This window comes from Amycolatopsis bullii (assembly GCF_014654205.1).
GTDB classification, from domain to species: Bacteria; Actinomycetota; Actinomycetes; order Mycobacteriales; family Pseudonocardiaceae; genus Amycolatopsis; species Amycolatopsis plumensis.
Window position 1 is genome coordinate 1 of the sequence record NZ_BNAW01000079.1, and the last position, 24859, is coordinate 24859.

Annotated in this window: 24 protein-coding genes and 3 pseudogenes; 13 read left to right on the forward strand and 14 right to left on the reverse strand. The window is 71.5% G+C overall.

Annotated features, from left to right (window positions below):
- A pseudogene (locus IE317_RS45545) lies at positions 1–70 on the reverse strand (sodium/proton-translocating pyrophosphatase); the annotation flags it as partial.
- 206 nt (positions 71–276) lie between these two features.
- Positions 277–2259 (reverse strand): APC family permease, encoded by a 1983-nt coding sequence (locus IE317_RS42430; protein ID WP_191317008.1) that lies wholly within the window; start codon positions 2257–2259, stop codon positions 277–279.
- Positions 2260–2582: 323 nt separating this feature from the next.
- Here IE317_RS42430 and IE317_RS42435 point away from each other — a divergent pair, with 323 nt between their 5' ends.
- The gene (locus tag IE317_RS42435; RefSeq protein WP_191317009.1) at positions 2583–2987 is read left to right on the forward strand and encodes a ChaB family protein; all 405 of its coding nucleotides are present in this window, start codon (positions 2583–2585) and stop codon (positions 2985–2987) included.
- A 7-nt stretch (positions 2988–2994) separates the two neighbouring features.
- Here IE317_RS42435 and IE317_RS42440 read toward each other — a convergent pair whose 3' ends face one another.
- Positions 2995–3387, reverse strand: a complete 393-nt coding sequence (locus IE317_RS42440) for a hypothetical protein (RefSeq protein ID WP_191317010.1) — start codon at positions 3385–3387, stop codon at positions 2995–2997.
- A 289-nt stretch (positions 3388–3676) separates the two neighbouring features.
- Between IE317_RS42440 and IE317_RS42445 the strand changes: the two genes are divergently transcribed.
- The gene (locus tag IE317_RS42445; RefSeq protein WP_191317011.1) at positions 3677–4432 is read left to right on the forward strand and encodes an ATP-binding protein; all 756 of its coding nucleotides are present in this window, start codon (positions 3677–3679) and stop codon (positions 4430–4432) included.
- Between the two features lie 36 nt (positions 4433–4468).
- Positions 4469–4840, forward strand: coding sequence for a hypothetical protein (locus IE317_RS42450; RefSeq protein WP_191317012.1), 372 nt, complete (start codon positions 4469–4471; stop codon positions 4838–4840).
- 55 nt (positions 4841–4895) lie between these two features.
- Here the strand turns inward: IE317_RS42450 and IE317_RS42455 are convergent, their stop codons facing one another.
- Entirely contained in the window at positions 4896–6548 is a 1653-nt protein-coding gene (locus tag IE317_RS42455) for a glutamate--tRNA ligase (protein ID WP_191317013.1), read from the reverse strand.
- A 136-nt stretch (positions 6549–6684) separates the two neighbouring features.
- Here IE317_RS42455 and IE317_RS42460 point away from each other — a divergent pair, with 136 nt between their 5' ends.
- The 6 genes from IE317_RS42460 (at position 6685) to IE317_RS42485 (ending at position 10293) form a co-directional block, all read left to right on the forward strand.
- Entirely contained in the window at positions 6685–7290 is a 606-nt protein-coding gene (locus tag IE317_RS42460; RefSeq protein ID WP_191317014.1) for a hypothetical protein, read from the forward strand.
- A 34-nt stretch (positions 7291–7324) separates the two neighbouring features.
- Entirely contained in the window at positions 7325–7627 is a 303-nt protein-coding gene (locus IE317_RS42465) for a DUF1905 domain-containing protein (RefSeq protein WP_191317015.1), read from the forward strand.
- An 86-nt stretch (positions 7628–7713) separates the two neighbouring features.
- Entirely contained in the window at positions 7714–8208 is a 495-nt protein-coding gene (locus IE317_RS42470; protein WP_191317016.1) for a YbaB/EbfC family nucleoid-associated protein, read from the forward strand.
- Positions 8209–8219: 11 nt separating this feature from the next.
- A complete protein-coding gene (locus tag IE317_RS42475) occupies positions 8220–8555 on the forward strand; it encodes a hypothetical protein (RefSeq protein WP_191317017.1) in 336 nt (111 codons plus the stop codon).
- Positions 8552–9679, forward strand: a complete 1128-nt coding sequence (locus IE317_RS42480; protein ID WP_191317018.1) for a hypothetical protein — start codon at positions 8552–8554, stop codon at positions 9677–9679. The genes IE317_RS42475 and IE317_RS42480 overlap by 4 nt, the downstream gene beginning before the upstream one ends.
- Positions 9676–10293, forward strand: a complete 618-nt coding sequence (locus IE317_RS42485; protein ID WP_191317019.1) for a hypothetical protein — start codon at positions 9676–9678, stop codon at positions 10291–10293. The genes IE317_RS42480 and IE317_RS42485 overlap by 4 nt, the downstream gene beginning before the upstream one ends.
- On the opposite strand, the gene IE317_RS42490 is transcribed toward IE317_RS42485, so the two are convergent.
- Both IE317_RS42490 and IE317_RS42495 read right to left on the reverse strand, forming a co-directional pair.
- Positions 10290–10700 (reverse strand): ATP-binding protein, encoded by a 411-nt coding sequence (locus tag IE317_RS42490; protein ID WP_229903213.1) that lies wholly within the window; start codon positions 10698–10700, stop codon positions 10290–10292. The genes IE317_RS42485 and IE317_RS42490 overlap by 4 nt on opposite strands.
- A gap of 74 nt (positions 10701–10774) precedes the next feature.
- Positions 10775–11056, reverse strand: a complete 282-nt coding sequence (locus IE317_RS42495; protein WP_191317027.1) for a hypothetical protein — start codon at positions 11054–11056, stop codon at positions 10775–10777.
- 663 nt (positions 11057–11719) lie between these two features.
- Between IE317_RS42495 and IE317_RS42500 the strand changes: the two genes are divergently transcribed.
- Complete coding sequence (locus tag IE317_RS42500; protein ID WP_229903209.1) at positions 11720–12826, forward strand: S1 family peptidase; 1107 nt, start codon at positions 11720–11722, stop codon at positions 12824–12826.
- A 36-nt stretch (positions 12827–12862) separates the two neighbouring features.
- Here the strand turns inward: IE317_RS42500 and IE317_RS42505 are convergent, their stop codons facing one another.
- From IE317_RS42505 to IE317_RS42520, 4 genes are all read right to left on the reverse strand, one after another.
- On the reverse strand, positions 12863–13123 hold the full coding sequence (locus IE317_RS42505; protein ID WP_013225295.1) for a GlsB/YeaQ/YmgE family stress response membrane protein: 261 nt from the start codon (positions 13121–13123) through the stop codon (positions 12863–12865).
- Positions 13124–13293: 170 nt separating this feature from the next.
- Positions 13294–14484: a hypothetical protein gene (locus IE317_RS42510; RefSeq protein WP_191317021.1), complete on the reverse strand. Its 1191-nt coding sequence runs from the start codon at positions 14482–14484 to the stop codon at positions 13294–13296.
- Positions 14485–14543: 59 nt separating this feature from the next.
- Positions 14544–15077 (reverse strand): PadR family transcriptional regulator, encoded by a 534-nt coding sequence (locus IE317_RS42515; protein WP_191317029.1) that lies wholly within the window; start codon positions 15075–15077, stop codon positions 14544–14546.
- 27 nt (positions 15078–15104) lie between these two features.
- Complete coding sequence (locus IE317_RS42520) at positions 15105–15494, reverse strand: nuclear transport factor 2 family protein (RefSeq protein WP_191317022.1); 390 nt, start codon at positions 15492–15494, stop codon at positions 15105–15107.
- Positions 15495–15570: 76 nt separating this feature from the next.
- On the opposite strand from IE317_RS42520, the pseudogene IE317_RS44965 reads away from it, so the two are divergent.
- A pseudogene (locus IE317_RS44965) lies at positions 15571–16011 on the forward strand (dioxygenase family protein); the annotation flags it as partial.
- A gap of 245 nt (positions 16012–16256) precedes the next feature.
- Here IE317_RS44965 and IE317_RS42530 read toward each other — a convergent pair.
- Positions 16257–16953, reverse strand: a pseudogene (locus IE317_RS42530) (SDR family oxidoreductase).
- Here IE317_RS42530 and IE317_RS44970 point away from each other — a divergent pair.
- Positions 16883–17077, forward strand: coding sequence for a hypothetical protein (locus tag IE317_RS44970; protein WP_229903210.1), 195 nt, complete (start codon positions 16883–16885; stop codon positions 17075–17077). The pseudogene IE317_RS42530 and the gene IE317_RS44970 sit on opposite strands and share 71 nt — an antisense overlap.
- A gap of 48 nt (positions 17078–17125) precedes the next feature.
- On the opposite strand, the gene fadD8 is transcribed toward IE317_RS44970, so the two are convergent.
- Both fadD8 and IE317_RS42540 read right to left on the reverse strand, forming a co-directional pair.
- Positions 17126–18712 carry a fatty-acid--CoA ligase FadD8 gene (gene fadD8, locus IE317_RS42535; protein ID WP_191317023.1) on the reverse strand — a complete coding sequence of 529 codons (1587 nt, stop codon included), beginning with the start codon at positions 18710–18712 and terminating at the stop codon, positions 17126–17128.
- 165 nt (positions 18713–18877) lie between these two features.
- Complete coding sequence (locus tag IE317_RS42540) at positions 18878–20275, reverse strand: alpha/beta hydrolase domain-containing protein (protein WP_191317024.1); 1398 nt, start codon at positions 20273–20275, stop codon at positions 18878–18880.
- A gap of 323 nt (positions 20276–20598) precedes the next feature.
- Between IE317_RS42540 and IE317_RS42545 the strand changes: the two genes are divergently transcribed.
- Complete coding sequence (locus IE317_RS42545) at positions 20599–21984, forward strand: sigma-70 family RNA polymerase sigma factor (RefSeq protein ID WP_229903211.1); 1386 nt, start codon at positions 20599–20601, stop codon at positions 21982–21984.
- A 31-nt stretch (positions 21985–22015) separates the two neighbouring features.
- Here IE317_RS42545 and IE317_RS42550 read toward each other — a convergent pair whose 3' ends face one another.
- Complete coding sequence (locus IE317_RS42550) at positions 22016–24310, reverse strand: PQQ-dependent sugar dehydrogenase (protein WP_229903212.1); 2295 nt, start codon at positions 24308–24310, stop codon at positions 22016–22018.
- Positions 24311–24859 lie beyond the last annotated feature (549 nt).

Consider the following 24859-nt stretch of genomic DNA (forward strand, 5'->3'; position numbering starts at 1 on the left):
TGTCCTTGAACGGGTCACCCACGGTGTCACCGATGATGGTGGCCTCGTGCGAAGCCGAGCCCTTGCCACCGCACCGCGGCCGCAGGAGGGCCGCGGCCCGGCACGGGCTCCGGTCCGGCGGTCCGGCCCGCCGCCCGCCCGGCGATAGCCGCCCTCACCGCACCGGATTTGCCCTCTCCCGCAGCTGGTCGTGAGTGTTTAGACGGGTTCTAACCCGCTTCACCACTCACGACCGCCGCGGCAGGCTGCAGACGGCCACCCCTCCTAGGCCGCGGTTCAGCCGCCGACGTGGATGCCCGGGCGGCGGGCCGGGTCCTTCTCCACGCTGCGGATGATCTCCCGGACAACCGGTGCCGTGTCGCCCCGGCCGAGGAGCAGGTAGCGGAGCAGGTGGCCGAGCGGGTTGCCTTCCGACCACTCGAAATAACACCGGGGGCGCACGCCCGTCACGTCGCGCAGCGTCAGCAGGATCGCCGCGATCGCGTTGGGGGCCGCGGGACTGTCCGCGCGGAGGATCCGGTAGCCGTCGATCTCCACGCCGCGGACCTGGAGCACGTTGCTGAACTCCGACGGGTCGACGACGTCGATCTCCAGGAACAGGATGTCGGCGGCGCCGGGCACCGGGTTCATCCCGCGCTGCTCCGCTTCCTTCTCGGAGTACTCGGCGTAGTCGCCGCCCTGGCGCTTGTTGGCGACGATGTTCAGGGCGCCGTCGTGGGCCAGGGAATCGGCGATGAACCGGCGGGCCTCGTCGTCGAACTCGATGCGGTCGGCGCGCAGCTCCGTCGTCCGCGAAACCCGGGAGACCAGCGAGACGACGATGATCCCGAGGATGAACAGGGCCGAGATGGCGATCCCGTCGGGCTTTTCGATGACGTTTTCGACGAGGGCGTACAGCAGGACGAGCGTGAGGACGATGAACCCCGCGGCCGCACCACGGTGGCGGTGCCGGATCGCCGAGATGCTGACCGCGACGGCGCCGGAGACCATCATCGCCAGGATGCCGGTCGCGTAGGCACCGGCCTGGGCGTTGACGTCGGCGCCGAAGGCGATGGTGATGAGGATGCTGATCACCGTGTAGACGATGACGACGGGCCGGACGGCGCGGCCCCACTCCGGCGCCATGCCGTAGGAGGGCAGGTAGCGCGGGACGATGTTGATCAGCCCGGCCATCGCCGAGGCACCGGCGAACCACAGGATCAGCACGCTGCTGACGTCGTAGACCGTCCCGAAGACCTCGCCGAGTTCCCGGTGGGCGAGGTAGGCCATGGCGCGGCCGTTGGCCTCGCCGCCGTCCTTGAAGGCGTCGGCCGGGATCAGCACGGTGGTGACGAAGCTGGTCGCGATCAGGAACACCGACATGATGAGCGCGGCGGCGGTCAGCAGCTTCCGCGTGTTGCGGATCCGGGATTCCAGCTTCTCCTCGGCGGTCTTACCCTCGGCCGCGACCAGCGGCATCATGCTGACGCCCGTCTCGAACCCGGAGAGCCCCAGCACCAGCATCGGGAACGCGATGACGGCCGGGCCGACGATGCCGGAGAACCCGCCACCACCGGCGGTCAGCGCGTCGGTCCAGTGGGAGAGGGCGGCGGAATCGCCGAGCAGGTCGAGCACGCCCGCGACCGTCACCACGGCGTTGAGCAGCAGGAAGACCGCGACGAGCGGGATGGCGACCCCGACGGCCTCGCTGAACCCGAGCAGGAACACCCCGCCGAGGATCAGCAGCAGCACGACGGTGATGAGCACCGCGTGGCCGTGCAGGAAGCCCGGCAGATACGGGTTCTCCAGCATGTGCACGGTGGCGTCCGCCGAGGACAGCGTGATCGTGATGATCCACGACGTCGCGACGAACCCGAGCAGCGTGAGGACGAAGAGCTTGCCGCGCCAGAACGGCAGCAGGGTCTCCAGCATCGCGACCGACCCCTGGCCGTGCGGGCTCTCGCGGGCCACCCGGCGGTACATCGGCAGCATCCCGAGCAGCGTCAGCGCGACGATCAGCAGGGTCGCCAGCGGCGAGAGCGCTCCGGCGGCGAGCGCGGCGATCCCGGGCAGGTAGGAGAGGGTGGAGAAGTAGTCGACCCCGGTCAGGCACATGACCTTCCACCAGGCCTGCGGCGTCCCGTGGTCCTCGCCGCCCGCGCGGCCGACCGGCGCGACGCGGTGCTCCAGCAGCCACCGCGCCACGGGCGAGGAGGGCTGCTGCGGCGGTGCCGGGCTGTCGACGCTCGCCGGAATGCTCAAATCGGGTGAAGCACCCATTTCGCCCTCTCGTCCCCTCGGCCTCGGAAATCAGTGGTCATCAGCATGCCCGACCTCGCGCGGCGGCCGCACGGGAGGCTCCCCGAGGTCGGTCCTCTTCGGACGGTGTGAACCCGCCGGGCCGGGTACCCCCGAGTCGGCCCGCGTGCCTGGAGGGTCGGCTTGCGTGCCCGGAAGGTCGGCTTGCGTACCGGGAGGGTCGGTTCGGGCATTTCGCGTGATCGGAGGGGTATCTCGCGTGATGGGGGAGGCATCTCGCGTGATTGGAGGGGACACGCGTGCGCGCCGTTTCGCCGGCGGCGGGCGCGGGTAGCCGAGGCGGCATGCCTGGTCGCGAAGACTTGCCCAGCACGCTGCTGCGGTCGCCGCGCAAGGCCCAGGACACCTGGGTCGCCGCGCACGACTCCGCCCTCGACACCTACGGCCCCGGCCGGCGGGCCCAGCAGACCGCCTACGCGGCCTTGAAGCACACCTTCGAGAAGGTGGGCGACCACTGGGAGCCGAAGCCGGAACGCGGTCCCTCGGACGAGCAAGCCGCCCGGGGCGCCGGGCAGCCCGAGAAGCCGACCCACGGCGGCGTCAACGCCACCGCGAGCCGGCAGCACCTCTACGAGCGCGCCAAGCAGCTCGGTATCCCCGGGCGGTCGCGGATGTCCAAAGAGGAGCTCGTGACCGCGCTGGAGAAGGAGAACCGGCGCCGGACCGACCGGGCCCGCCGCTCGAAGTGAGCGAGGGTCAGAACTCGTCGGTGCCGGTGAGCTCGTGCTCGAAAGCGTCTGCGCGGGCGACGACCGCCTTGAGCGGGCGCTCGAACTCCTCCTGGATGCTGAGGTCCTCCAGGGGCACGGTGTGCTTGAGCAGCGCGACGCCGTCGACCACCGCCGCGCCGCCGACGGCCGAGCCGCCCGCCAGCTCGAGGAACCGGCGCAGGTCGACCTTGTCGGCCCAGCCGACCGGGGAGGAGATCTCGATCCACGAACCGCCGTCGAGTTCGGCGAGGTGATGCACCGTCACCTGCTGCGTCCGGTCCCGCGGGCCCTCCAGCCGGAACCGCAGCCAGTCCTCCGACTCCTCGAGGACCTCGTACCGCGTCCGGACAAAGTTGATCACGTCGATCCAGGTGGTCACCCGCTACGCCTCCCGCCTTCGGCCTGCCTGCGTGGTCGCAGCATCTCACGTCCGCGGGAACGGCGGTCCGCTGGTGGCCGACGTGGTTCGCGGTCGTTTAGCCCGCCCGGTGGGGGCTACCCCGTGTAGTGACCGGCCTCCACTACCGTGAGTTCCGGAGTGAGGAGGTGGGCTCGGTGCCGCCCTTCCGGCGTGACCTCGTGGTCGTCGGTGCTTCGGCCGGCGGGGAGACGCCACGTCCGTTCCAGCTCGAGACCACCGGCCGCGCCGGGCAGCGGACGGCGGCGCCATGAGCCGTACCGCCGTCCACCTGGCTGTCGGCCGCCACGACCAGGCGACCGTCGTGCGGGTCAGCGGCGAGCTCGACGCCGGCTCGTGCCCGGCCCTGCGTGACGGCCTGCTCAAGATCGCGACCGACGCGCCGGACGGCCTGGTGGCGGACATCAGCGAGCTGGCCATCGCGGATCCGTCCCTGGTCAGTGTCTTCTCACTGGTCGCCATGCGGATCGGCGACTGGCCGGGCATCCCCTTCACGATCGTCGCCGGTCCCGGGCATCGGGTGCTGCTGAACCGGCACGTGGCCGACCGCTACGTCCTGGTCCGCGCCGACCTCGTGTCGGCGACGGCGGCACTGGACCACCCGGTGCGCCGCCGGTGTGAACAGACCTTCCCGCGTGCCGACGGCACTTCGGCGCAGGTCCGCGCGTTCGTCACGGGCCGGCTGTTCGACTGGGAGGTGCCCGAGCTCGCCGAAGACGCCCGCCTGATCGCCACCGAACTGGTCGAAAACGTCCTGCGGCACACCACTTCCGAGCCCGAGCTGCGCCTCGACCTGTGCCGCGGGGTGTGCACGCTGGCCATGGCCGACCAGGACACGCGGCCGGCCATGCTGCTCGAACGGCTGTCCCCGTTCGAACCGGGCATGGGGCTGAAGCTGGTCGCGCAAATCACGCGCACCTGGGGCTGCAGCCGGTCGTGGGCCGGCGGCAAGGTCGTCTGGGCGGTGCTGCAGCCCAGCGAGACCAGGAGCGACCAGCTCGCGTGATTGCGGTCGCGCCCGCCGGGTGTTATCCGTTGATCCATGGGGTTGACCAACGTGTGGATCGCGACACTCAGCGACGGCCTGCTCAGGGCCGACCAGATCGTCGGCCTGACGGCGCACGCGACACCGGCACTGACCGGGAAGCCACCCCGCTGGCTGCTCGACGCGACGATCCGGACCGCGGCGGGCAGCGGCAGCGGGGACGGCTGGGACGTCGGGATCCTCCACCGCACGCTGATCCAGACGCCGGGGGAGCCGGTGGGGGCGCCGGAGGCACTCGCCCGCCTGCTCGCCCGGTTGGATCGTGAGGACGCGGCCGGGCTGATCGCGGCGGTGGCCGACAGCGGGGGACGGACGCCGAGTGTGGTGCGGTTCGCGTTCCGCCCCTTCGAGGACGACGAGGGCGCCTGAACCAGACCCGGCCGACCGAGGCTCCGGCGGCAGGACCCGCCGGAGCCCGCCGCCGCTACTTGGTCAGCGCCGCGATCCGGCCGAGCACCTCGTCCTCGCCCAGCGCCTGCGTGATCGCGTGCAGATCCGGGCTGCGCGTCGAGCCGGTCAGCGCGATGCGGATGATCTGCGAAGCCTCGCGGATCGACCCGGGGAAGCCGTCGGGGTTCTTCTTGAACTCCTTGGCGTTGCGGGCGAAACCGTGCTTGGCCGCGACCGCGCGGATCTGGTCGAACCACTCCTGGCCGTCGTCGAGCTGGCGGTAGTCGGCCGCGAAGTCGCGCGCCACGGCCTGGACGACCGCCGGGTCGACGCCGAGCGCGGCGATGCGCTCGTCGTCCGGCCCCGTGACGGCCGCGTGCAGCTGCGGGAAGAAGAAGCCGTACACCGCGCGGAACTCGCTCCACTTCTTCAAGTCCTTGCGCGGGTTCTCGGCCCCTTCGCGCTCGACGGCCAGGGCGCGCAGCGCCAGGTCCGGCTCCTCGTCCAGGACCCGGAGCAGCTCGGGGTCGAACCGCTCGGCCCACTCGCGGACGGCCTCGAGGATCTGAGCGCCGGAGAGCGTCGCGATGTGGTCCGCGGCGATGTCGTCGAGCTTGACCAGGTCCACCAGCGGGCCGGCGACGCCGCACTCGTCGAGGTTGATCGGCTCGGTGAGCGCCTGCTCCAGGGGCATCTCCGCGAGCCGGCCGTTGGCCAGGCCGCGCAGGTAGTACAGCACGGCGTCGGCGGGGTAGCCGGCTTCGATGAAGAAGTCGACCGACGCTTCCGGGTCCTTGCGCTTGGAGAGCTTGCGCTTGCTGCCGCCCTCCTGCTTCATCAGCGGCGCGATGTGCGCGTAGGTGATCGGCTCGAAGCCGAGCGCGTCGAACAGCTGCTGGTGCACCGGGACCGAGGAGATCCACTCGTCGCCGCGGATCACCAGGTTCACCCGCATGAGGTGGTCGTCGACGGCGTGCGCGAAGTGGTAGGTCGGCAGCCGCGGGCTCTGGTCGGAGCTCTTGAGGATGACGACGTCGTTGCGGTTGGCCTCGGCTTCCAGCGGCCCGCGGATCGCGTCGGTGAAGCGGGCGCGGGCGCCGGTGTCGTCCGGGGCCCGGAATCGCACGATGTACGGGGCGCCCGCGTCGAGCTTGGCCTGGACGTCGGCGGGATCGGCGTCGCGCCAGATCGCCCAGCTGCCGTAGTAGCCGGTGGGCAGCTTGGTGGCCTGCTGCCGCTGGGTGATCGCGGCGAGCTCTTCCTTGGTGGCGAAGTCGAGGTACGCCTTGCCCTGGCGCAGCAGGTCGCGGACGTAGGTCAGGTAGATGTGCTCGCGTTCCGACTGCCGGTACGGGCCGTAGTCGCCGCCGCGCCGGCTGTCCTCGTCGGCGGCGAGGCGGAAGTAGCGGAAGCCGCGCTCGAACTGCTCGAGGGCGCCTTCGACCTCGCGGGACTGGTCGGTGTCCTCGACCCGGACGAGGTAGCGGCCGCCGGAGCGGCGGGCCACGTCCTGGTCGATGGTGGCGACATAGATGCCGCCGACGTGCACGAACCCGGTCGGCGACGGGCCCAGGCGCGTGACCAGCGCGCCTTCGGGGAGGTCGCGGGCGGGGTAGCGCTGCTCCCAGTGCTCGGGCTCGGGCAGGTCGGCAGGGAAGAGTGCGTCGATGACCGCTCGGTCCAGCATGGGTTGTTCTCCCGCGTCGTGGTGCGCTTGCTACGGCGAAAATGGTCGTTTTCGCCGACGACGAGCCTAGCCGTGCGGCCCGCCGGCCCGGCCGGGCAGGTGGTGCTCAGCGGGCCGCGGTGCTAGCTTGCCGGGAATGCGTCGTCGAATTCCTTTCGCCAGAACGCTTTCGGCCCTGGCCGCCCTGCTCGTCCTCCCGCTGACCGCCCCGGCGGCCGCCTCCGCGTCGCCGGGGCGTGAGTGCGCGACCCCGTCGATCGACCGGCTGCAGCAGTGGCTGGCCAGCGGCGAAGGGACGACGGTCCCGGCCACCGGGAGCCTGCTCGTGCCCGAAGGGCGCCGGTACGCCGCGAAGGTGACGTTCGTCGGTGCCGAGTGGCACGTGGCCGTCGTCTGGCTGGGCAACCGGTTCGAAGCGCAGGCCGACCTGTCCCGGTCAGCGGGATTCCTGCTGACTTATCGCGCGACCGAGGACCTCTACGTCCAGCTGCGCCCGGCGTCGCACTGGAGCGGCGGGGACAAGTGGCTGACGCCGGTGCCGTCCACGGGCGGGCGGCTGGTGACCAAGTTCTTCGGCTTCTCGCCGCGCCGGTGGACCTCGCTGCCGGAGCTGGGGACGCCGTCGTACTCGTTCGCCTCGGCGCTGCGCGAAGCGCGGGGGCTGGTGTTCGTCGGCAAGACGCCGAACGAGCTGGAGTTCCGCGGCCTGCGCATCGACGGCTACCGGCCGCCCTGCCTCTGACGGAACTGTCGGTGCCCCGTGTGACACTGCGGGCGTGATCATCGTCTTCGAAGCCGAACTCTGGGAATGGGACGCCCGGCGCACCGACAGCTGGGTCTTCGTCAGCCTGCCCGCCGACGCGTCGGAGGACATCCGCGAGCTCGCCGCCGAGCCGCGGCGCGGCTTCGGTTCGGTGCGCGTCCGAGTGACCATCGGCGCCACGAGCTGGAAGACGTCGATCTTCCCGGACGGTTCGCGGGAGGCCTACGTCCTGCCGCTCAAGCGGGCCGTCCGCGATGCCGAAGGCCTCGGGGTGGGGGACACCTGCACCGTGACCGTGGAGCTCGTCGACTTCTGAACCCGTGATCCGGCGAACCGTGATCGGCCGCGGACCGGATCTGTCATGATGCGGACACAGGCCCCGAACCGCGCAAGGGAGACCCGATGTCCGCCCAGATGGACGAGCTGATCGCCCAGTTCCAGAACTTCCAGAACAAGGTGCGGCAGGCCGAGGCCCGCTTCGCCGGCGTCGGCGACATGCAGGAGCGGATCGCCCGGCTGGAGACCACCGTCACCTCGCCGGACGGGACCGTGACCGTCACCGCGGGCGCCGGCGGGATGATCACCGACCTGCGGCTCACCGCCGGGGCCACCCGCGTCGAGGCCGGGCAGCTGGCGGCGACGATCATGGCCACCATCCGCCGGGCGGCGGCCGGGGCCGCGCAGCAGCAGGCCGGCATCGTCGACGAGACCTTCGGCGACGCGTTCGGCGTGGACGTCACGGCGCAGGTGCGCGAAGCCCAGGCGGAAGCGTTCGGAACCGTGGCGGCCGAACCTGCGTCGGAGCCTCAGCCGCGGCAGCCGTCGCGGCCCGTCCGACGGCCAGCGGCCGGGGACGACGACGACTTCGACCAGGGCCCCATCCTCCGCCGATCCTAGGGAAACCCGCGATGCCAGACGGAATTCAGACGAACATCGGCGCGATCTCCGCCTACGCCAGGCAGCTGCCGTATTACGAGCAGGAAGCGGACAAGTTCGGCGCCAAGATCGACGCCGCCGACGTGACGAACGAGGCATGGGGGCTCGTCGGCCTCTTCGCCAAGCAGGGCTACACCGACCGCCTCACCGAGCTGCGCTCGCTGCTCACCGACCTCAAGGACGGCGTGGACGGCTTCACCACGAAACTGACCAAAGCCGCGGAGATGTACCAGGGGATGGAAGACGCCGGGAAGATCGCCTTCGGCCGGTACGAGGCGGAAATCGACGCGATCGGACAGGGCGAATGACCGAGCCGAAGAAGAGCATCGCCGACGCGCTGGACGTCTCGGCCTACGACGAGAGCACGGGCGCGAACCTCGACCGCGCCGCCGGGTACGTGCCGGTGGCCGGCACCGCCTACAAGGCGGGCAAGAAGATCGGCGAGCACGCCCGGCAGGCCGCGGAGGCCGACGGCCCGGGCGAGCTGGCGTCCGCGGGGGCGGCGCTGGTGGGTGACGGCGCGGCGTTCGTCGGCGCCGCGGCCGGCGACATGGTCACCTTCGCGATGGACCCGATCGGGTGGCTGGTCAGCCACGGCCTCAACATGCTGCTCGAACTGGTCCAGCCGCTGCAGGACGCGCTGCACCAGGTCACCGGCGACGGCCCCGCCATCGGCCACGCCTCGGAAAACTTCGTCACGATCGCGCAGGGCTTTGTCGCGCTCGCCGACGACTTCGAGCGCACCGGTGACACCGCGCTGGCCGAGTGGGTCGACGAAGCGGGCAACGCGGCGAAGGAAGCCCTCGGCGACTTCTCCTCCGGCATCCGCGGCATCGGCTCGGCCGCCGGTTCGGTGGCCGAAGTGCTGCAGATGTGGTCGATGGTCATGGTGGTCATCGAAGAGGTGATCAAGGGGATCATCACCGAGCTGGTGTCCTGGCTGATCACCCTGTGGCTGCCCGCGCTGGCGGCGTCGGTGATCAGCTTCGGCGGCTCGGTGGCGGCCGCGATGACCGCGTCGATCGCCAAGGCGGCCAGCGTGCTGCAGAAGGTGACGCGCTACCTCGGCAAGTTCGGCAAGCTGCTCGACAAGTTCATGGAGTTCCTGGTCCGGTACTCCGGGAAGCTCGAGGTGTTCGCCCGCAAGCTGCGCGTCGGCGTGATGCCGGGCGAGACGAAGTTCGGCTTCGGTGCGGCCGCCCAGGGCTGGCAGCCGAGCAACCGGGCGCTCACCACGATGTTCGGCACTTCCGCGGGGGTCAAGCCGTTCCTGGCGGGTGCGGGAGTGAAGGCCGGGATCGGGGCGGGCAAGGGTGCCTTCGCCGAAGGCAAGGAAGCCGTCACGCCGGAGGGGGACGAGCCGTGGTTCGACAAGAGCGAGATCGGCGGGGACCGGAGTCCGGAGGAGACACGCAAGGACCTGGACATTTGAACGAGCGCCTCGAACGCTGGGCGGAAGACACCCGGGTCCGGCCAGGGCACCGTGAGCGCGTCGAGGCGCTGCTGCGGGACCGCTGGCGCGAGCCGGTCATCGTGCTGCACCTCGGCGACACGGACGTGGGCTACGACGTCCCCGGTCGCCGCCGCGACGGCACCGTCGAAGGGAAGCGGCTCGTCCGGCGGTTCTTCTGGAACATCCTGCGCGGGATCGGCGCGGCGGTGTTCGGCGTCTTCGCCCTGGCGCACGGCGAGCGGCCGGGACTGCCGTTCCAGCGCGTGATCGGCGTCACGGGCCCGGCGAACGCGATGGCGCTCGACCTGGTCGATCGCCTCCGCTCCGTGGGCGGCGCGTGGCTGGCGTGCTCACCGTCGTGCCTGGCGGTGGTGGACACCGGGGCGACGTCGACCGACCCGGCCGACGCACCGCCGCCGCGGGTCGTCTGGGAAGCACGCAAGCCGCAGGCGCCGGAGCTCAGCTTCCGCAAGAGCACGCTGACCTGGCCGGACGGCTCGGTCTTCCGGCTCCCCATCCAGGGCCGCGCCGAACAGCAGCACCTGCGGAAGTTCGTCGAGTTCCCGGACATCGTCCACTGGAACGGCCGCTAGCCGGTCCGCCGGCCCGCGCAGGCGAGGCGCGCCCAGACGACCTTGCCGTCGTCGTGGTGGCGCACGCCCCAGGCGAGGGCGAGTTCGTCGACGAGCAGCAGGCCCCGGCCGCCGGTGCGGCCCGGCACCCGCAGCCGCGGTTCCCCGGTCCCGGTGTCGGCGACGGCCACGGTCACCTCGCACGGGTCGTGCGTGAGGTGCAGCCCGAGCCGGCGTGGGCCGGGGGCGTGGACATAGGCGTTCTCCAGCAGTTCGCCAACCACGATCGTGGCATCGACCCGATCGGCCTCGGCGAGCGACGCGAGCTGCGCCTCGGCCCACCGGCGCGCGTGGGCCAGCCCCTTGGGATCCGCGCCGGCGATGTCCAGCACCAGCCATCCCGGCTCGTGTGCCGCGCCCCAGTTCATCTGCACCGTGGAGAACGCCTCCTTCTGCGGAGGGCCTACCCGGGAATGCGGCCGATACACATCCGGCCGGGGTGTTACGGGAGCCCGATCTGCCAGAGGAACGCCGCGCGCAGGGCTTCGATGAGGGCTTCGTCGTCGACTTCGCTGGGGCGGTCGCCCATCGGCAGCCAGGTGCCTTCGTCCGGGATGCCGGCGATGACGCGCGTGAGCGTGACGCCCGGATAGGTGAGTGTCTCAGGGGCGCCGCCGACGCCGGGGACCACGACGCGCCGGGACTCCGCCCGGACGAGCACCTGCCGCTGGTCGTTCATGTCGCGCGTCTTCCCGCAACCGAAAGCCTGGCCGCGGTCCAGCATAGACACGCGAAGCGGCGAGCACCTTCGGGCGAACAGCCGATTCTCGTTCACGTGGGCTCAAGAACCACTGCGCACCAACATCTCCGCTGGCGGACACGGCGCGCTCCGAGGGGGAGGAGAGCACGCCATGCCCGTACTTCGAACGGTACGCCCCGCACCGGCCGGCGGCGGGGGAACCACTCGTACGCCGGAGCAGCGCGGCGGCCTGCGGTTTTTTGTCGGTGGGCGCCGATACGCTGGAACCGGGGGGCGCCCCCGCGGGCCCGAGCGGATTCGACGAGTCGCGGGGGAAGCTGCTTTCGTTGCGGGAGAACGGTTTCCGGCCGAGAAGAATTGAATTGGCTGCTGCACCGCCTGGTCGCCAGCGTGGGACGAGCCGCGGTCGAAGCGGACTCGGCCCGGGCAAATCAGCCTGTCAGGCGCGAAGGCGACCCCTTGCGCGGCCGAAGCGGGGCCGCTCGGCCAAAGCCGCCCCGCTGTCCGGTTGCTCTGCGCAACCCGCCGTTGGGCGAATTGCCCGGTACCTATCTTTTGTCCCGTCCGACGAAAGTCGCTACCGCCCCACCCGGGCCCGGGCCCACCCTCGACCGACCGGATCACCGGTGCCGGCGCGGCCACCCCTCGCGCCGGCTTCGCCCGCGACCGCGAAAGTGAGTTACCGGCATGCGCAGAACGTCCCCGGGACACCACCTCCTCGCCCGCTCCGCCACCACCCTCGTGGCCGCCGCCGCGGCCATCGGGTTCTTCAGCCCCGTCTCCGCGACCGCCGCCACCATCGACGGCTACTCCGCCACCGTGCAGGAGGAAGCCGTCGCTTCCCTCAAAGCCGAAGCCGGGATCAGCGAATCCGCCGCCGTCGCCCTGCTGCGGACCCAGGCGGCCAGCGTCGACACCCTGCAGCGCGTCACCGCGTCCCTCGGGACCCGTGCCGCCGACGGCTACCTCGATGCCGCCGCGAAACCCGTCGTCAACGTGCTGGACCAGGCCGCCGCCGACCAGGTCGAGCGGGCCGGCGCGCAGGCGCGGCTGGTCAAGCACTCCAGCGCCGCGCTGGCGAGCGCGCAGGACGCGCTGCAGGCGCTGCCCGCGGTGGCGCACACCTCGATCGGGCTCGACCCGCAGGCCAACCAGGTCGTGCTGACCGTGGCCGACGCGGCCAAGGGCACCGAAGCCCTGCTGAAGGCGGCCGGTGCGCTCGGCGACCGGGTGCGGGTGGAACGGGTCGCGGGCGAGATGCACACCGCGATCTACAACGGCGAAGCCATCACCGGCGGCGGTACCCGCTGCTCGGCGGGCTTCAACACCAACCGCGGCGGCCAGAACTACCTCATCGACGCCGGCCACTGCACCCGCGCGGTGTCGCAATGGAACGTCGGCCCGTCGCAGGGTTCGAGCTTCCCGGGCAACGACTACGGGCTCATCCTCAACACCACCGGCAGCGCGCCCGGCGCCGTCACCCTGTGGAACGGCTCCACCCAGCGGATCAGCTCGGCCGGCACCGCGACCGTCGGGCAGCGGATCAGCAAGAGCGGCAGCACCACCCACCTCACCTCGGGGTCGGTGCAGCGCACGAACGTGACCGTGAACTACGCCGAAGGCTCGGTGTCCCAGCTGATCCAGACCAGCGCGCTGGTCAACCCCGGCGACTCCGGCGGCTGCCTGTTCGCCGGCAGCGTCGGCCTGGGCATCACCTCCGGCAAGGGCGGCAGCAGCTCGTACTTCCAGCCGGTCGGCGAGGCGCTCGGCGCGTACGGGGTCAGCCTGAACTGAACCGGGTCCGGCCGGGGCAACGCCCCGGCCGGACGGTCAGTCGCGGCGGTGGAAGATCAGCCGGTAGCCGGCCAGGATGATCAGCGCGCCCAGGATGGCCAGGCCCCAGGTGCGCAGGTCGAAGAACGTGCCGAGCTGGGTGTGGAACAGCGTCTTGCCCACCCAGCCGCCGACGAACGCGCCCGCGATGCCCAGCAGGATCGTGATGATGCAGCCGCCCGGGTCCTTGCCCGGCATGAGGGCTTTCGCGATCACCCCGGCGATGAGACCCAGCACGATCCAGGCGATGATGCCCACGGGGTTGTCCTCTCGTCCGCTACCTCTTGACCGCACAGGATGGCAGGCACCGGCCCCGGGAGCGCGCCGAGCCACGCCGACGTGATCCGGATCTCATCCGGTCGGCGAACGAGTCCGGCACAAGGCCCGCCCGGAGTGTCCCGGACGGGCCTTTTCGCGATCGGGCCGGCTCAGCCACCGCCGTAGGTGGCCTGGGTGACCGCGAAGACGTTGCGGTTGCCCGCGCCCTCCTGGAGCGACCACAGAAGGTCGGCGGCGGTGTCGTCCTCCCAGTACGAGAGGCTCTCGCCACTGCCGACCCAGGCGAAGGTCTGCGAGGCGGCCGAGGGCTTCCAGTAGTAGAGCTGCTTCGAACCCGACGACTGGAACCACCAGCGGCCGTTGTGCGAGGCCACGCCGTTGAGCTTGGACCAGGGCAGCTGCAACGCCTGGCTCGCCGTGGTCGTGGCGGCGAACGTGCCGGAGCTGGCGAACGGGTAGCGGATCGCCCGCGGTGCGCGGTTCGGGTAGTCCGTGCAGCCCGACGAGCAGGTGTACTCGGCCATCACGATCGACTTGCTGACGCGGTCGAGGGAGATCGACGACCACGCGAGGTTCGTCCCGGACGTCGTCTTCGAGCTGATCGTGCCCACCTGCGGCAGGACGTAGGCGTAGTTGTGGGCGTAGTAGGTGCTGCCGCTCTGGTGGCCGATCTGGCCGGCGGTGCCGCCGCTGTTCGTCTTGAGGATCTTGCGCATGTCGAACACGCGCATGCCCTTCCCGGTGTCGGCGACGTAGAGGTAGTCGCCGTACCAGGACATGCCGCCGGCGTGGATCGGGATGTCCTTGAAGTCCGGCGCCGCCGCGGTCCCGGTCGGCTCGACCAGGAGGATCTTGCGGTAGGCGTTCGGGTAGTCGGCGTCCCAGTCGACCAGGGTGATCCGGCTGCGGGACTGGTCGCCGTCGCAGCCGTCCTTGGTGTACCAGCTGACCGCGACGAGCTGGTGCCCGTCGTAGTCCCCGCCGTTCGCCGTCCCGACGGCGTCGCGGCTGGTGGTGATGCCCTGCGGGTAGTTGGCGCAGTCGGAGTTGTCGCCGCTGTCGAACCGGAACCCGGTCGAGAGCCCGGCGACGGAGAACGACGACGGCAGCGCGGTGCGGTCGTGGTTGGCGTTCTCCATCACGGTGTGGACGGCCGCGGTGCCCAGCGTCGAGACCAGGGCGCTGTTCACCGCGTCGAACTGGTTGTAGTTGGCGGTCAGGGTGTATTGGTCGGCGGGCAGGGTCGACGGCGCGGCCGCGGCGGCGGCCGCCGGGGCGGCGGCCAGGCCCGCGAGCACGCCGGCGGCCAGCGCGGCCTGGGCGAGACGGTGCAATGACATGGGAGCCATGGTGGGCCGCGCTCGTACAAGAGCCGTACAACCGGTCCACATCGGACAGCTCAGCCCGTCTGCCGGTCGAGCACCTTCAGCGACTGCTCGCACCACCGCAGGTTCTCCCGCTCGAACGACAGGCCCCGCATCAGCGTCAGGTACGGGCCGATCCGCTCGGCTTCGGCGAGGTAGTCGTCTTCGAAGCGGCCGTCCAGCAGCCGCGCGCGGAGCCGTTCGTAGCCGGCGATCTTGGCTTCCGCGCGGGCCAGCCGCTCCGCCAGCGCGCGCCGGACCGCCGCGGCGTCGCCGACGTCCACGGCCTGCACCTGCACCAGCAGTTCGTCGCGGATCACGCCCGGCCGGGGCGGGCGCGCGGTGAACCCGTGCAGCGCCCGGCGCCCGGCTTCGGTCAGCGAGAACAGCCGCTTGTCCGGGCGACGCTCCTGGTGGACCACCCGGGCCCGCACCAGGCCGTCGGCCGCCATGCGGTCGAGTTCCCGGTAGAGCTGCTGCGGGGTGGCCGCCCAGAAGTTCGCCACCGAGGCGTCGAACCCCTTCGCCAGGTCGTAGCCCGACGCCTCGCCTTCGAGCAGCGCCGCCATCAGCGCGTTGCGCAGCGCCTTACTCAACTAGTTGACTGCCTCGCGCTGGATCCGGTCGAACTGCGCCGCCATCGCCTCCGCGAGGGCCTGCGCGGCCGACAGCGGCCGGACCATCACCGTGAACTCGTCGATCAGGCCGGCCTCGTCGAGGTGCAGGAAGTCGCAGCCCTCGACCCGCACGTCCCAGATCCGCGCTTCGAAGACGAGCGCGTGGTCGCGGCCTTCGCCGCCGGTCAGCTCGCGCACGTACCGGAAATCCTCGAACACGCGCAGCACGCCGCGCAGGATCGCGGCGGTGATGGCCTTGCCGGGGTACGGCTTGAACGCGACCGGGCTGCGGAACACGACGTTCTCCGCCAGTGTCGCGGCCATGGCGTCGGGATCGCGTGCCTCGACGGCCTTGCGGAAGCTGGTCATGGCCACCTCACCTACTCAATTTGTTGACTATCGAGGTGAGCATACCCGTTTGCCGTCGGTGACCGATCGGCGACGCATGGGAAACGATCACGAGGGACAGCGCGTCAGCCGGCGCCGGCTGCTGGCCGGCGTGAGCTCGGTCGGACTGGGTGCGCTCGTCACGGCGTGCGCGGGCAAGAGCGCCGTCGCGGCGTCCACCGGGGAAACGGTCGCCCTGCAGGCGGTCACCGACGCGGACCGCGAGGACAAACAGGGCGTGAAGCTGCGGCTCGCCCTGCAGGTGCAGGACAGCGAGACGTGCCGGCCGATCCCGCACGCGGTGGTCGAGATCTGGCACTGCGACGCGGGCGGCCTGTACTCCGGGGCGGAGGCGGCCTCGGGCGGTGGCGGTGGGGACGCCGACCTCGTCCCCACCGACGACAAGCGGTACCTGCGCGGCGCCCAGGTCACCAACCAGCGCGGGATCGTCGAATTCACCACGATCTGGTCCGGCTGGTACCGCGGCCGGACCGTCCACATCCACGTGATGGTGCACGTCGGCAACGAGAAGACGCTCACCACGCAGCTGATGTTCGACGAAACGCTGAACGCGCAGGTGCTGGCCACCCAGCCGTACGCCCAGCGCACCGGCCGGGACACCTTCAACGACGACGACTCGATCTACCAGCCGAGCATGCTGCTGAAGGTGACCCCGGGCGCGCGACGGCTACGTGGGCTGCATCGTGCTCAGCGCCGACCCGGACCACGACGGCGCGTAACCCCTCACGCCCGGGCGAGCCACTCGGCGAGCGTGGTCTCCGCGAGCCGCGCGCCCGGTCCCGGCAGCAGGTCTTCCGGCCCCGGCACCGCACCGAAGTACGGCGCCCGCGGGTCGGTGACCACCTGCCGCGGATCGGAGCGCACGGTCAGCACGGTCCGCACCCACTCGTCCAGTCCGAAGACCTCCGGCCCGGCGACCTCGGTGACGCCGCCGGTGGCCGCCCCGGCGGCGGCCCGGCCCACCGCGGCGGACACCTCCGCGGCCGCGATCGGCTGCACACCGGCACCGGGCAGCCGCACGACGCCGTCGGTGGTCGAGCCGTCCGCGATCCCGGCGGCGAACTCGAAGAACTGGGTGGCGCGCACGATCGAGAACGGCAGCCCCGACCCGGCGATCAGCTCCTCCTGGGCGACCTTGGCCCGGAAGTACCCGACGTCCGGCTGCCGGTCCGTGCCCACCACCGACAGGGCGACGTAGTGGCCGACGCCCGCCTCCTTCGCCGCGTCGACCAGGTTGCCGGTCGAGGTCCGGAAGAAGGCCATCACGTCGTCGTCGGCGAACGACGGCGAGTTCGACACGTCCACCACGACCTCGGCCCCCCTGCAGCGCCTCCTTCAGCCCTTCGCCGGTGATCGTGTCCACGCCGGTGCTCGGCGCCGCGGGCACGGCCTCGTGTCCGTGCCCGGCCAGCCAGGTCACCAGGTTCCTGCCGATCAAGCCGGTCCCGCCGATCACGACGACCTTCATGGGTCCGTTCCCTCCGTCCGGCGCCGCCCGGTGGCGGCTGCACGTCCCGGGGACGAGACTGCTCGCCAGTTCGTGACAGCGCAGGGGGCGTCGCTCGAACGGAGGACCGGGCGGATCGAACGCCCTACACGGCCGCTCGCCGTGGCTCGTACTGGGCGCGCAACGCCTTCTTGTCCGGCTTGCCCAGCCCCGTCATCGGCAGGGACTCGGCGACGATCACCTGCTTGGGCACGTGCACCGGGCCCTTGCGCTCCCGCACCGCCGCCTGGATCTCGGCCGTGAGGCGCTCGAGGTCGTGGTCGGCGTCCCGGCGCAGGACCACGACCGCCGTCACCGCCTCGCCCCACTTCTCGTCGGGGGTGCCGATCACGCCGACCTGGGCGACGGCCGGGTGCTCGGCGACGACGTCCTCGACCTCGCGGGGGAACACGTTGAACCCGCCCGTGACGATCATGTCCTTGACCCGGTCGACGATGAACCAGAAGCCGTCCTCGTCCTCGCGGGCGACGTCGCCGGTGTGCAGCCAGCCGTCGCGGAAGGTCTCGGCGGTGATCTCCGGCAGGTTCCAGTACCCGCCGGCGAGCAGCGGGCCGGCCACGCAGATCTCGCCCGGTTCGCCCGGGGCCACGGGTTCGCCGTCCGAGTCGAGCAGCGCCGTGCGCAGGAAGGCCGACGGACGCCCGCAGGAGGCCAGCCGCGCGTCGTCGTGGTCGCCCTTGGCGAGGTAGCTGATCGCCATCGGGGCTTCGGACTGGCCGTAGTACTGCGCGAAGATCGGGCCGAACCGGTCGATCGCCTCGCGCAGCCGCACCGGGTTGATCGACGCGGCCCCGTAGTACACCGTCTGCAGCGAAGACAGGTCGCGTGTGCGCGAGTCGGGGTGGTCCATCAGCGCGTAGAGCATCGTGGGCACGAGCATGGTCGCGGTGATCCGCTGCTCTTCGATGATCCGCAGGGTTTCGGCGGGGTCGAACTTCGGCACCACGATCAGGGAGCCGCCCTTGAGCAGCGTCGGGGCGAAGAACGCCGCGCCGGCGTGCGAAAGCGGGGTGCAGATCAGGAACTTCGGGGCCTCGGGCCACTCCCACTCGGCCAGCTGGATCTGCGTCATCGTGGTCATCGCCTGCGCGGTGCCCATGACGCCCTTGGGCTTGCCGGTGGTCCCGCCGGTGTAGGTGATCGAGACGACCTGGTCCGGCGGGAGCACGGCGGGCACGAGCGGCTGCGGTTCGAAGGTCGCGGCGGCCGCGGTCAGGTCCTTGCCGACGTGGGCCAGCGGTTCCGGCACCGGCCCGATGGTGAGCACCTGGGTCAGGCCGGGGACCTTCTCGAGCAGGCCGAGCGCGCGGTCGACGAAGGCGGGCACCGGGTCGATGATCAGCGTGGTGATGCCGGCGTCGGCGAGGATGTAGGCGTGGTCGTCGAGCGACCCGAGCGGGTGCAGTGCCGTGCGCCGCGAGCCCTGCAGCTGGCCGGCGGCGATGATGAGCAGGACTTCGGGCCGGTTCAGCGACAGCAGTGCGACCGGTGCGCCCGTGCCGGCCCCGAGCGCCTCGAAGGCCTGGGCGTACTGGCTGACCTGCTCGGCGGTCCGGCCCCCGGTCATCGCGGTCTCGCCCAGCACCATGACCGGTTTGTCCCGGTGGCGTTTCAGGGCGGAGACGACCAGGTGGCCGAGGTGGTTCGGATACCGCATCGCCTGTTCGTCCATCCCGGCCCCTTCGCGCAGTCAACTCGGCACAGCCAAACTAGAACATGTTACTGTTTTCGACACCATACGCGGATGGCCGCCGGTTTGTCAGCTGCGGAGACGGGTGGAACGGGTTCCAGCGGGCCCGGCCGTCAGGCCGGACCCACCGGAATCCTTTGTGGACGGTTACGGCACCGGCGTCGCCTGCGCCCTGGCCACGGCTTCGTCGCGGTCGGGCTGCAGCAGGTAGCCCGACCGCAGGGCCCGGTCCGCCGCCGCGGTGAACTTCGCGACGTACGTGGCGTGGTCCGGGTACAGCTGCCGGATCCGGTCGGGCGTCAGCGGCGTGGTCGTGCCCAGCAGCAGGCACGCGCCCGGCACGTTGCCGCCGCTGTTGTTCGGCGAGTAGGACGCCACCGGGACGTCGAGATCGGGCAGCCGGACGCCGCCGAGGGCGTTCTGGTCGCCGTCGCGCAGGATGATGACGTTGAGCAGCATCGAAATCGGCGCCGCCGTGGGCGGGGCCGCGCCGCCGCGCGCCCATCGGTCGAGGTAGCGGAACGCCGCGTTTTCCGCATACCGGAACGTCATGCTGTTGACCGGCTTGTCGCAGGTCGTCGGGGCGCCGTCGTTGATCGACTTGTCCCGCGCGTTGGCCGCGTTGTACAGGTTCAGGCCGTACTGGTCGGCGTGCGCGGTGCCGGCGACCTCCCAGGTCCGCACCTGCGCGGTGTTCTGGCGGACCGAGGCGGAGGCGATGACGTCGGTCTCCGACTGCAGGACGAACACCGGGACGCCGAGGTCGGTGCGGATCTTCGCCGACAGCGGCCCGACGACGCCGTCGCCGATCGGCGCCGCGAGCGCGGCCCGGCCGTGGATCATGAAGCCGTCGTACCTGCGCCGCACCGGCTGGATCGCGTTCGCGTAGGTGGTCAGCCGCAGTGCCGACTGCGAGTGCCCGGTGCCCAGCACCACGGTCGGCGTCCGGCCGCCCAGGAGCTGCGGGTTCGCCCGGACCGCCTGCGCGGCCTGCGAAAAGACGTCGTAGGAGAGGGCGTCACCGCTGAGGTTCACCGCGGCGTACCGGGCGGGGTCGAGGCTCTTGAGCTTGTCGGCACCGGCTTTCTGGGTCGTCACGCCGACGTAGGCGTAGCCCTCGCGGATGAAGTGCTCGTAGGACTGCGAGAAGTCCACGGGGATGTCGACGCCGAAACTGACGTTGAGCCATTCGACCACGACCGTGCCGTTGAACCGGGCGGCGTCGCGCGGTCGCACCACGACCATCCGGGTGGTGTACGGGTTGCCGGTGGTGGCCACGCGGGTGGCCCACTGGCCGTCGTCGGTCCACAGCCCGACCTGGTCGAACGTGTCGGCCTGGCCGGACAGCAGGTATTCCTCCTCGACGTACCCGCGGGCGGCGAGGTCAAGGACGCCTCGGGCGCCGCTGACCGGCCAGCCCCGCCCGGCGTCCGCGGGTACCGCCGCGACGGTGGGGGCGGCGGCGGGCGGCGCGGCCTGGGCGGTCCCGGTCGTCAGGATAACGGGCAGGAGCACGGTCAGCAGCACGAGCAGGGCTCTGCGCATGGGTAAACCCTTCTGGCGGTCGACGGCCCGCGAAGCGGCTCCAGGCTCCCCGTACCGTCCACATCGGACACTGAGGCGGTGACCGGCCCGGTCACCGCCGTTGTCTTTACCCGCCGGTAATGGCCGGGGGCAACGCCCGGTCCGCGAACCGGGGGGATCCCACCCGGGATCGCTCAGGGATGTGACAAGTCAACGGCCCCGCCACTCGCCGGAAAGCGAATTCACAGAAAGTGTTTTCGGCGCCGCAACCTTGCGCAGGTGTCACTCGTTGCGCGACTATCTCGGGACGTTCTGCACGTGCATCCGCACGGCGAGGGGGAGTGGTGACCGAAGTGGCGCCGGCGGTGGCCGGGACGACGGAAGTCCCGAGCGACGCGGCCTTGATCGCGGCAGTCCGCGGTGGCGACATCGCGGCGTACGGCGAGCTCTACGACCGGCACCTCCCCGCCGCCCGCCGGGTGGCGGCGGCGATCTCGGCCGACGGGGCGGAACGGGACGACCTGATCGCCGAGGGCTTCACCCGCGTGCTGCGGATTCTGCGCTCCGGCGAGGGGCCGGACGAGGATTTCCGGCCGTACCTGCTGACGACCATCCGGAACACGATGATCAGCTGGCGCCGGCGCGACTCGGCCGTGTCACTGGTGGCCGAGGTGCCGGACGTCCTGCCGGGTGCGGGGAGTGACGAGCCGGTCGGCGCCCGGTTGCACGCCACGGTTGCCGCGGACGCGTTCGCGAGCCTCCCCGAGCGGTGGCGCACGGTGCTCTGGCGGACCGAGATCGACGGCGAGTCGCCCGCGAAGATCGCCGAGGACCTCGGGATGACCCCGAACGGAGTAGCCGCGCTGGCTTACCGGGCCCGCGAGGGCCTGCGCCAGGCCTACCTGGATCAGCACGTGCCCGAAGCGCGGCGGCGCACCTGCAAGAACATCTCCGGCCAGCTGGCCAAGTTCGTGCGCGACGGCATCTCCGACCACAAGGCCCACCGGATCGCTGCCCACCTCGAACGCTGCCCGGACTGCCGGGAACTGGCCGACGGGCTCCGGCAGCTCAACCAGGAACTGCCCGCCACGGTGGCCCCGCTCATCCTGGGTATCCCGATCGTCTCGCAGTGGCTGTCCGGCACCGGCTCGCTCGCCACCTCCGGAGCCGCCGCCGGGGCCACCGGCACCGGCGCGTCCGCCCTGTCGTGGGCCACCGCGGCGAAGGTGGCGGCCGCGGGCGCGGCGCTGGTCACGACGGTGACGATCGGCGCGAGCACCGCCGGTGACGCCCCGCCGCCCCTGTCCGGCGGCGACGGCACGACGACCCAGCCCGTGGGCACCGGCCCGCAGGCCGGCTCCCGCGCCGGGGTCCCGCCGGGCGGTGTCGCGCCGTCCTCGGACGCGGCGGGGACGCCCTCACCCGGTGCTCCGGGGGTGGAACCGACGGGTGTGCAGCCCGCGGGCGAGTCGCCGGGGGCCGCCGCCTCCGGCCAGCCTGCCGTCACGGGTGCCGGAAACGGGAACGGCAACAACGGCATCGGGACCAGCGGGAACAACGGCAACAGCAACGGCAACAACGGGAACGGGAACGGCAACAACGGCAACGGCCTCGGGAACGACCCCGCCGCGAAGTCGTCCAAGCAGGCGGCCAAGGAGTCGTCCAAGGCGGCGAAGGAATCCGCCAAGGAGTCGAAGAAGGCCGAGAAGACGGCGAACCCGGGGGAGTGACCCGGCGCCGCGCGGCGCCGGGCCCTCCCGCTCAGCAGGGCTGCAGCAGCCAGCAGAGCCGGTAGTTCGCCTGGTAGGTCGCCCCCGCCTGCGGCGCGACCACGTTCTGCGTCCGCGCGCCGCCGTGCGCCCAGCTGGTGAAGGCGTACTTCAGGTTCAGCGGGGGCAGGTTCTGCGGGCTGTCCGCGCTGATCGAGTTGACCGATCCGGCGATCACCGTCCGGGAGAACGGCGTCCGCTGCTGGGTCCCGCCGACGGTGAGCATCGCCTGGCTCGGGCTCGAGGTGAAGTTCAGCGTCACCGTTTTCGGCTGGAGGTCGATCGTCTTCGACCCGGTGCGGCCCGTCGAGTCCGTCGCGGTCAGCGTCAGCTGCAGATACGACGGGTACTCGTGGTCCGGCGCCACGAACGATCCCGCGGCGACGCCGGGGAAGTCCTGCACGTTGTGGGTGTGGCAGGTGCCGTTGGCCGCGCAGTGCCGGATGGCCAGCCGCCAGGACAGCGCCGACGGCGGCAGCTCGCCGTCCTGCGCGTCGACGGCACGGCCGGAGAACGGCACCGTCTGGCCGACCGACCAGTTCAGCGTGGTGGCCGGGGTGTCGATGACCGGCACCGGGTCGAGCCCGGCCGGGGTCCCGACGGTCACCCGGACCGTCGTGGTCGCGGAGGCGCCGTGGGAGTCGGTCACCCGCAGTCCGGCGTCGACCGCCGCCGCGGTGGTGTAGGTCCAGGTCGGGCGCGGGGCCGCGGAGTCGTCGTAGGCGCCGTCCGCGTCGAGGTCCCACGCGTAGGACAGCGTGTCGCCGGCGTCCGGATCGGTGGAGCCGGTGCCGTCGAACTGGACGGTCAGCGGCGCCGCCCCGCTGGACGGCGTCGCGGTGGCCGCGGCGACCGGCGGCCGGTTGGTGCCGCCCGCGTAGCTCACCCGGCGCAGTTCGCCGGCGCCGAGCGCGACGTAGAACAGGTCGCCGCCGGGGCCGGTGAGCACCTGCACCGGCGTGCTGACGCCGGTCACGAAGGGCACCAGCTTGGTCGGGCTGGGCTGGCCGGAGACGGTCTGCATCGCCCAGATGCAGCCACGGGAGGAATCGGCGAAGAACAGCGCGCCGGCGTATTCGGCCGGGTAGTTGCTGCCGGATTCGAAAGCGATCCCGCTGATCGAGGAGCCGCCGGTGGGACACGGGTCGGTCGCGACGACCTTGGCGTTGTGGTTGTAGGCGTAGTACGGCGCGCTCTGGCCGCCTGCCGAGTACAGCGATTCGCAGCGGTCGAGGTTCGCGCCGTCGTAGCCGGCCTGCCGGGCGGTGCCTTCGAAGCAGGGCCAGCCGAAGTTCTCCGCCACGGCGTCGCCGGCGTTCCCGACGCGGTTGATCTCTTCCCAGGTGTTCCAGCCGACGTCACCGGCCCACAGCTCGCTCGTGCCCGGCCGGAACCCGAACCGGAACTGGTTGCGGGAGCCGTAGGCGATGACGCGCCGGGCGTTGGCGTCGGTGCTGCTCGCGAAGGGGTTTCCGGGCAGGCCGTCGCCGGTGTCGGGGTCGATCCGCAGCAGCGTGCCGTTGAGCAGCACCGGCTGCCCGGCCGCGCGCCGCGGGGACTGCGAGCGCAGCGCCCCGCCTTCGGCCGACGGCGGGCTGAGGTTCGTCCCGGCGGGCGAGGGCGGGTCGGCGCAGGGGTTGCCGACCTGGCCGTAGTCGGCGAAGTTGAAGCTGGCGCCATCGCCGCCGCCCGCGTAGAGGGCACCGTCCGGGCCGAAGGCCAGCGCGCCGACCGAATGGCTGGGGTACTGCTGGCACCAGCCGGTGACCAGCGGTTTCTCGCTCACCGCCGTCCCGCCCGGACCCATCGTGAGCTGGGAGACGCGGCCGGTCACGACACAGCCGGAGTCGGTCGCGCCCGGCGGTGTCGGGCAGGTGTCGCCCCAGCGCGGGGCGGTGCCGCCGGGTTCGGCGTCGAGGGTGTAGGAGACGTAGACGTAGGGCCGGGTGGGGAAGGCGGGGTCGACGGCGAGGCCGAGCAGGCCGCGGTCCCAGAAGTCCTGGGTCGGCGTGCGCAGGTCGGCGAACACGGTCGCGGTCGGATCCGCCAGGTTGTCGAACACCTTGACCAGGCCGCTCTTCTCCGCGACGAACACCCGCCCGTCAGGAGCGAACGCGGCGGCGGTCGGCGAGCTGAGGCCACCGATGGCCACGGTATCGGTGAACCCGGCGGGCACGGCACCGACGGCGGCCGGCGCGGCGGCAACGGCCATCGCGAGGGGCACGATCACCCCTGCCGCCAGCGCACTTCTTGATCTTCGCAGGAACGAAAAACGACGTGAACCCATCACGAACTCCTCGTGCGGCGGGGACCGGACTGGCGCGAACGCCGCCCGTTATGGCGCGCGGCGTCCGAAAGTTGTTACGCCGACGCGAGAAAGATGCACGAACAGCTCAATCCTGTTAGAGGTCAACGACTTACCCGTGGCTCGCCTGCCGGTCTCGAACCGGCGGCCGGCAACGCAACCCGGCCAAGGATGTGATCGCAAACCGGCGGCCGGGAGCGCAAGGCGACCAGCGACGTCACCAGACCTCCCCCGCCCCTCATCCCTGCCTTCTCTTCAGCCGACGGGCGGGTTCGTCAAGGCACGCTTTCCCGCCTTGACGAACCCGTCCGCCGGCTGAAAATCCCACCGGAGGGGCGGGGGAGGTCGGACCCGCTCTGCCGCGGCAGAAATCGATCTGCCGCGGCAGAAAAGCAAAAGACCTGTCCTCGCCGGACGGGCAGGCTCCGGGATGACCCCTCCTTCCCGCTGCCCTCTCACCTTCTCGAGGTGGGCCGCTGGGTGGTCATCCCGTCGCCTGAACGAGGCCTATCACTTTGAGCCGGGCCCGCA